The sequence below is a fragment of the Streptococcus sp. 2021WUSS126 genome (assembly GCF_044427255.1).
GTDB classification, from domain to species: Bacteria; Bacillota; Bacilli; order Lactobacillales; family Streptococcaceae; genus Streptococcus; species Streptococcus hashimotonensis.
Genome location: NZ_JAOTGI010000027.1, coordinates 21,848 through 28,788, shown reverse-complemented (window position 1 = coordinate 28,788; position 6,941 = coordinate 21,848). Strand labels below are relative to the sequence as shown.

The 6,941-nt window shown below is 43.2% G+C and carries 6 protein-coding genes and 1 pseudogene; 6 read left to right on the top strand and 1 reads right to left on the bottom strand.

Annotated features, from left to right (window positions below):
• Positions 1-136 (bottom strand): annotated as a pseudogene (locus tag ODU39_RS09185) (IS4 family transposase); the annotation flags it as partial.
• 185 nt (positions 137-321) lie between these two features.
• Here ODU39_RS09185 and ODU39_RS09180 point away from each other — a divergent pair.
• The 6 genes from ODU39_RS09180 to ODU39_RS09155 are packed head-to-tail and all read left to right on the top strand — an operon-like array spanning position 322 to position 6,939.
• A complete protein-coding gene (locus tag ODU39_RS09180) occupies positions 322-942 on the top strand; it encodes a bifunctional 4-hydroxy-2-oxoglutarate aldolase/2-dehydro-3-deoxy-phosphogluconate aldolase (protein ID WP_024379443.1) in 621 nt (206 codons plus the stop codon).
• Position 943: 1 nt separating this feature from the next.
• Positions 944-2,344 carry a glucuronate isomerase gene (gene uxaC / locus ODU39_RS09175; protein ID WP_398580292.1) on the top strand — a complete coding sequence of 467 codons (1,401 nt, stop codon included), beginning with the start codon at positions 944-946 and terminating at the stop codon, positions 2,342-2,344.
• A 13-nt stretch (positions 2,345-2,357) separates the two neighbouring features.
• The gene (locus ODU39_RS09170; protein WP_029188531.1) at positions 2,358-3,458 is read left to right on the top strand and encodes a mannonate dehydratase; all 1,101 of its coding nucleotides are present in this window, start codon (positions 2,358-2,360) and stop codon (positions 3,456-3,458) included.
• Between the two features lies 1 nt (position 3,459).
• The gene (locus ODU39_RS09165) at positions 3,460-4,299 is read left to right on the top strand and encodes an SDR family oxidoreductase (RefSeq protein ID WP_398580291.1); all 840 of its coding nucleotides are present in this window, start codon (positions 3,460-3,462) and stop codon (positions 4,297-4,299) included.
• A complete protein-coding gene (locus ODU39_RS09160) occupies positions 4,299-5,099 on the top strand; it encodes an HAD family hydrolase (protein ID WP_398580290.1) in 801 nt (266 codons plus the stop codon). Before ODU39_RS09165 ends, ODU39_RS09160 begins: the two co-directional genes overlap by 1 nt.
• Positions 5,100-5,148: 49 nt before the next feature.
• Positions 5,149-6,939 carry a glycoside hydrolase family 3 protein gene (locus ODU39_RS09155; RefSeq protein ID WP_398580289.1) on the top strand — a complete coding sequence of 597 codons (1,791 nt, stop codon included), beginning with the start codon at positions 5,149-5,151 and terminating at the stop codon, positions 6,937-6,939.
• Positions 6,940-6,941 lie beyond the last annotated feature (2 nt).

Sequence of the window (6,941 nt, the reverse complement as noted above, 5' to 3'; positions counted from 1 at the left end):
TAGCTTGAATCATGGTTTTCATCGTTAGCTGACTTTTCCGACTAAAATCTTTTTCAGGATGAAGCACAAACTGGTTTGCGGTGGAAACGATGTCGTTAATACTATCAAGTAAATGAGCTTTAATCTGATCTAGCATGACTTTTCCCCTTTTATTTTTAGTGTAACATAAAAACTAACCCACCACAAAATGTGATAGGTTAGTTAACTTAATGACATTGGGCTTTTGGCCCAGCCTTATTTTTTTGCTTTTTCATTGACAAATCATCTGATGAATTGTATACTATAACTATAAATGACAACGCTTTCTAATTGGAGGTCAAGATGTTAAAGCAATTAAAAGAAAATTACTTTTTCGCAGTGATTCGCGGAAAAGATGAAGAAGATGCGAAAGAAATCGCTCGCCATGCGATTTTGGGAGGTATTCGAAATATTGAAATTACATTTTCGACTCCAAACGCAGCGACAGTTATCAAAGAATTACAAGAGGAGTTCTCAGACGATTCTTCCGTAGTCATCGGAGCGGGAACAGTAATGAATCTTAAGCTGGCACAAGCGGCCATTGATGCAGGTGCTAGTTTCCTGGTCAGTCCTCATTTTGATAAAGAAATTCAAGACTTGGCTCAAGAGGCTGAGGTACTCTACTTCCCAGGCTGTGCAACTGCAACAGAGATTGTCACAGCTAGTCAGGCGGGATGTCCTATTATCAAGCTTTTCCCTGGTGGCGTGTTGGGACCTGGATTTATCAAGGATATACACGGCCCTGTGCCCCAAGTGGATTTGATGCCTTCTGGTGGCGTATCGGTTGAAAATGTTGCAGATTGGAAAAAGGCAGGTGCTTGTGCTGTTGGAGTCGGTTCGGCTCTGGCAAGTCGAGTGCAGGCTGAAGGCTATGAAAGTGTAACGACGATTGCTCGCAGTTTTGTTGCAGCTTTGGAGGGATGAAATGAGTTTTAATGGTACAAACTTTATGCTAAAAAATGAGCCTGCTAAGGAGCTTTACGGGAAAATAGCAGAGCTTCCTATCTATGATTTCCATTGCCACTTGGATCCTAAGGAAATTTTTGAAGATAAGGTTTATGAAGATATTGTTGATCTGTGGCTGGGGGGTGACCATTATAAGTGGCGCTTGATGCGGGCTAATGGTATTTCAGAAGAAGAAATCACAGGTTCAGCAAGTAAACTAGATAAGTTTAAGGCTTGGGCAAGAACCTTAGAACGGGCTTTTGGAAATCCTCTCTATCATTGGAGTCATTTGGAATTGCGACAGGTTTTCGGTATTGAGGAATTGTTGACCGAAGAAAATGCAGAGCGACTCTATCATCAGCTCAATGCCTATTTACAAGAACATCAAATGAGTCCACGGAAGCTGATTGCGGATGCTAGGGTGACCTTTATTGGGACAACTGACCATCCACTAGATAGCTTGGAATGGCATAAGCGCTTGGCTGAGGACTCAACTATAGATACTGTAGTGGCACCAACTTTCCGCCCAGATGAAGCCTTTATAGAACATCGAAATTTCAATCCATTTATTAAACGCTTGGAGGAAGTAACAGGGGTAGCAGTAAGAGACTTTGCAAGTTTTGTAGAGGCACTTGGTCAGCGCGTTTCCTATTTTGCTCAACACGGTTGCCGAGCAAGTGACATTAGCTTTACGGCTATTTCATACGAAGAAGCAAGCCTTGAAGAGCTTGATGATATTTTACTAGCAAGACTTGCAGGTAAAGAGGCTGGCCAATCCAGTATCAATAAATGGCAGACTGCCATCTTTAGAGAACTGTGCCGACTGTACAAGAAACATGGTTTTGTGACACAAGTTCACTTTGGTGCCTTACGGAACAACCATACAGGACTGTTTGAAAAACTTGGAGCAGATGTAGGTGTAGATTCGATTGGAGACCAGACATGTCTGACTGTGAATTTGAATCGTTTGTTAGATAACTTGGTCAAGGAAAATGCCCTTCCAAAAATGATTTGGTACAATCTCAATCCAAGTTACAACATTGCTCTAGCCAATACTTTGGCGAATTTCCAGTCCAATGAGGAAGGGCTTCGTAGCCAGCTACAATTTGGTGCCGGTTGGTGGTTCAATGACACCAAGTTGGGCATGATTGACCAGATGAATGCCTATGCAGAACAGGGTATGCTTGCTAATTTTGTTGGGATGTTAACCGATTCGCGTAGCTTTTTATCTTATCAACGGCATGATTATTTCAGACGCATTTTAGCGACCTATGTCGGCCAATGGATTGTTGATGAAGAAGTGCCTGAAGATTACAATCGTTTAGGGCGGTTTGTAGAAGCCATATCCTATTACAATGCCAAAGAATTTTTTGAACAATAAAGGAGAGTAAATCATGAAAATGTCATTTCGATGGTATGGGAAAAAGGATCCTGTGACACTTGAAGAGATTAAGGCGATTCCTGGTATGCAGGGGATTGTGACTGCTGTCTATGATGTGCCAGTTGGTCAAGCTTGGCCCCTTGAAAACATTCTAGAGCTGAAAAAAATGGTAGAAGAAGCAGGACTTGAAATTACTGTTATTGAATCCATTCCTGTCCATGAAGACATCAAACAAGGGAAGCCAAATCGTGATGCGTTAATCGAAAACTATAAAACGTCCATCCGTAATGTCGGGGCTGCAGGTATTCCAGTTGTATGCTACAATTTCATGCCTGTGTTTGACTGGACTCGTTCAGACTTGCACCACCCACTTCCAGATGGTTCAACTTCTTTAGCTTTCCTTAAATCTGATTTGGCAGGTGTTGATCCTGTGGCGGATGATTTGAACTTACCAGGTTGGGATTCATCCTATTCCAAGGAAGAAATGAAGGCTATTATCGAAAATTATCGTCAGAATATTTCTGAAGAAGATTTATGGGCGAATTTGGAGTATTTTATCAAAGCGATTATGCCAACGGCTGAGGAGGCTGGCGTCAAAATGGCCATTCACCCTGATGATCCTCCCTACGGAATCTTTGGTTTACCGCGCATCATCACTGGTCAAGAAGCCGTTGAACGATTTTTGAATCTCTACGATTCCGAGCACAATGGAATTACCATGTGTGTCGGATCCTATGCTTCTGATCCGAAAAATGATGTCCTTGCCATGACAGAATATGCTCTCAAACGCAATCGCATCAATTTTATGCATACGCGCAATGTGACGGCAGGTGCTTGGGGCTTCCAAGAAACTGCACATTTGTCACAGGCTGGTGACATTGATATGAACGCTGTTGTTAAATTATTGGTAGACTATGACTGGACGGGTGCCTTGCGTCCAGACCACGGTCGTCGTATCTGGGGAGACCAGACCAAGACACCTGGTTATGGTTTGTATGACCGAGCCCTTGGGGCAACCTACTTTAACGGTCTCTATGAAGCCAATATGCGAGCAGCAGGCAAGACACCAGATTTTGGAATTACAGTCAAAACAGTTGGAAATAAGGAGAGCTAATATGTCACGTGTTATTGAGTTTAAGGATAAGGTTGTTGTTATTACAGGCGCAGGAGGCGTTCTTTGTGGCTATTTGGCAAAAGAATTTGCTAAGGCAGGTGCAAAGGTTGCGCTTTTGGACTTGAATGAGGCTGCGGCTCAGGTCTTCGTTGATGTGATTGCAGCAACAGGTGGTGTTGCAAAAGCCTATAAATCTAACGTTCTTTCTAAGGAAAATTTGGAAGAAGTTCGCCAGCAAGTCCTAGCAGATTTTGGTCCTGTAGACATATTAATCAATGGTGCAGGAGGCAATAATCCCAAAGCGACAACAGACAATGAATTCCATGAGATTGGGTTGCCAGCTGATACCAAAACTTTCTTCGACTTGGATGAGGCAGGTATCAATTTTGTATTCAATTTGAATTATCTAGGAACCCTATTGCCAATACAGGTCTTTGCACAGGATATGATCGGTCGCTCGGGAGCAAATATTATCAATATTTCCAGCATGAATGCCTTTACTCCTTTGACAAAAATTCCAGCCTATTCAGGTGCCAAGGCTGCTATTAGTAATTTTACCCAATGGTTAGCAGTCCATTTTTCAAAAGTTGGCATCCGCTGTAATGCGATTGCGCCTGGATTCTTGGTTACCAACCAAAACCGTGGTTTGCTGTTTGATGAGGCAGGTCAACCGACCGCACGTGCTAACAAGATTTTGACCAATACACCGATGGGACGGTTTGGTGAAGCCGAAGAGTTGGTCGGAGGAGTCTTCTTCTTGGCAGATGAGAATTTGGCAAGTTTTGTCAACGGTGTTGTTTTACCGATTGACGGTGGCTTCTCAGCCTATTCAGGAGTCTAATGATGAAGATGGAATACGTATTTTGTGTGGACTCTGATGGCTGCGCCATGGACACCATGACCTACAAACATAAACTTTTTTTCGGCCCCTTGGCTGCAGATGTTTTTGATGTCAAAGATAAAGAACCGTTTTTAGCTGAATGGAATCGAGTCAATCTCTACTCACGAGAACGTGGTATTAACCGTTTTGTAGGCTTGGTTAAAGGCCTAGAATTTGCAGGTGTGACTGGTATAGACAACTTGAAAAATTGGGTCGCGACCACAGATTCTTTGTCAAATGCTTCTCTGGAAAGATTGTTAGAAGAGCAGCCGTCAAAAGACTTGGAATTAGCCTTAAAATGGTCCACTCAAGTCAATCAAGCCATTAAGCATTATAGCGGTCCTGTTTTAGCCTTCATCGGCGTTCACAAGGGCTTGGAAAAATTGAGCCAGTTAGGAAAAGTCTACGTGGTTTCTTCTGCTAATAAGGAAGCAGTAGAAGAAGAGTGGACAGACCAAGGTTTGATGGACTTTGTTACAGAATTGTACTGTCAAGACCGTGGTAAGAAAGAAGATGTCATCAAACTGTTAATAGAGGAAGGGTATTGTCCTGATAAGATTATGATGATTGGTGACTCGCCTGGTGATTTGAAGGCGGCGGAATTGAACGGTGTCCATTTCTATCCTATTTTAGTAGGACGAGAGATGCAATCTTGGACAGATTTGACAGAAACGATTGCAGATGAATTTGCTCATCAAGCATTCACAGATGAGAAAGAAACAAAATTGACACAGGCATTTTGGAATAATTTAGACGACTAGAGAGAAGGGCTAGAGGCGCTATGTCCTCTAGCTTTTTTGGAGGCCAAACATGACACATTTAGTAGATTTACGGAAGAAACCTTACAGCCTTGATGAAGAGGCTATTTCTTGGATTGAAGAAACCATTGCTCAGATGACCTTGGATGAAAAAATCGGTCATCTCTTTGTCAATATGGGTAGCCAGCGGACGGAAGAATATCTGACTGGAGTATTAAATGATTATAAGATTGCTGCTGTTCGTTACAATCCTGGACCTGCTGCAGATATTTGGGAGCAAAACTATATTTTGCAGACCAAGTCTAAGATTCCTCTCTTGATTGCAGCCAATACCGAATCTGGTGGGAATGGTGCTGTTACGGATGGAACGAAAATTGGGGATGAAATCAAGATTGCTGCGACAGCCGATCCCCGCTATGCTTATGAAATGGGGAAAGTTACAGGACTTGAAGCAGCTGCGGTAGGCTGCAATGCCTCCTTTGCACCGATTATGGACCTCAGCCGTAATTGGCGCAATCCAATCATTGCAAACCGAACTTGGGGAGCTAATGTAGACCAAGTCATTGAATTATCCAAAGAATACATGCGTGGCATTATGGAACACGGCATTGTGCCGTTTGCTAAGCATTTTCCAGGCGATGGTATTGATGAACGTGATCATCATCTCTCTTTTGCTTCGAATCCCATGACCAAATCTGAATGGATGGAAACATTTGGACGGATTTACGGTGAGATGGCTGACGCAGGTCTTCCAGGTATTATGGCGGGGCACATTCATTTGCCAAATGTTGAGAAAGAAATGCATCCAGAACGTGAATTGGATGACATGTTGCCAGCTTCGCTGAATAAAACCCTCTTGGATGAATTGCTTCGTGGAGAGTTAGGTTACAATGGTGCCATTGTCACGGATGCCAGTCACATGATCGGTATGACAGCCTCTATGCCGCGTCGTGAGCTATTGCCTACAGCTATTGAAGCAGGATGTGATCTTTTCCTTTTCTTCAATGATCCAGAAGAAGATTTGCAATGGATGAAAGAAGGATTGGAAAATGGTCTGCTTTCTGAGGAACGCCTCCATGATGCCCTTCGTCGTACCTTGGGCTTGAAAGCTAAACTCGGTCTTCACTTGTTTGAAGGTCGTCGTCAGGAAATCATGTTGCCAAAAGAAGAAGCGCTGGCTTTGATTGGTAGAGATGAGGCGAAACAGCTTGCCAACGAAGTAGCTGATAAGGCGATTACCTTGGTAAAAGCCAAACAAGAAGGAATTTTCCCTGTCAATCCAGAACGCTACAAACGGATTTTGTTGGTAGAAGTAGATGGCTATAAGGGTGGTTTTGGTGCCATGATCAATGCTGGCAAGAAGAGAGCAGCCGATACGTTGAAAGAACTATTAGAAGCTCGAGGTCACCAAGTATCTATCTGGGAAAATACAGAAGCACGGATTGCTAAATTACCAGAAGAAGAAAGACCAGCAGCGATTGCAAATGTCTATGCTTCCAAGCGTCCAATTGCCGAAATCACAGATAACTATGATTTGATTATCAATTTAGTCGATGTCAACTCAGGCGGGACAACTCAGCGGATTATTTGGCCAGCTGCCAAGGGAACACCAGACCAGCCTTTCTATGTCCACGAAATTTCAACCATTGTTGTCTCCGTTCAGCACCCATTTGCACTTGCAGATATGCCACAGGTTGCAACCTATATCAATGCCTACGATGGCTTGCCTGTCACTTTAGAAGCCTTGGTTACTAAATTAGCAGGAGAGTCAGCCTTTACAGGAGTATCGCCTGTAGATGCCTACTGTGGTTTGGTAGATACACGTATTTGGCGAGGAAAATAAGG

What these genes read in the sequence shown, in the direction of transcription:
- ODU39_RS09170 (WP_029188531.1), top strand. Translation starts at nt 2,358, where the DNA reads ATGAAAATGTCATTTCGATGGTATGGGAAAAAGGATCCTGTGACACTT.
- uxaC (WP_398580292.1), top strand. Translation starts at nt 944, where the DNA reads ATGAGTTTTAATGGTACAAACTTTATGCTAAAAAATGAGCCTGCTAAG.
- ODU39_RS09180 (WP_024379443.1), top strand. Translation starts at nt 322, where the DNA reads ATGTTAAAGCAATTAAAAGAAAATTACTTTTTCGCAGTGATTCGCGGA.
- ODU39_RS09160 (WP_398580290.1), top strand. Translation starts at nt 4,299, where the DNA reads ATGATGAAGATGGAATACGTATTTTGTGTGGACTCTGATGGCTGCGCC.
- ODU39_RS09155 (WP_398580289.1), top strand. Translation starts at nt 5,149, where the DNA reads ATGACACATTTAGTAGATTTACGGAAGAAACCTTACAGCCTTGATGAA.
- ODU39_RS09165 (WP_398580291.1), top strand. Translation starts at nt 3,460, where the DNA reads ATGTCACGTGTTATTGAGTTTAAGGATAAGGTTGTTGTTATTACAGGC.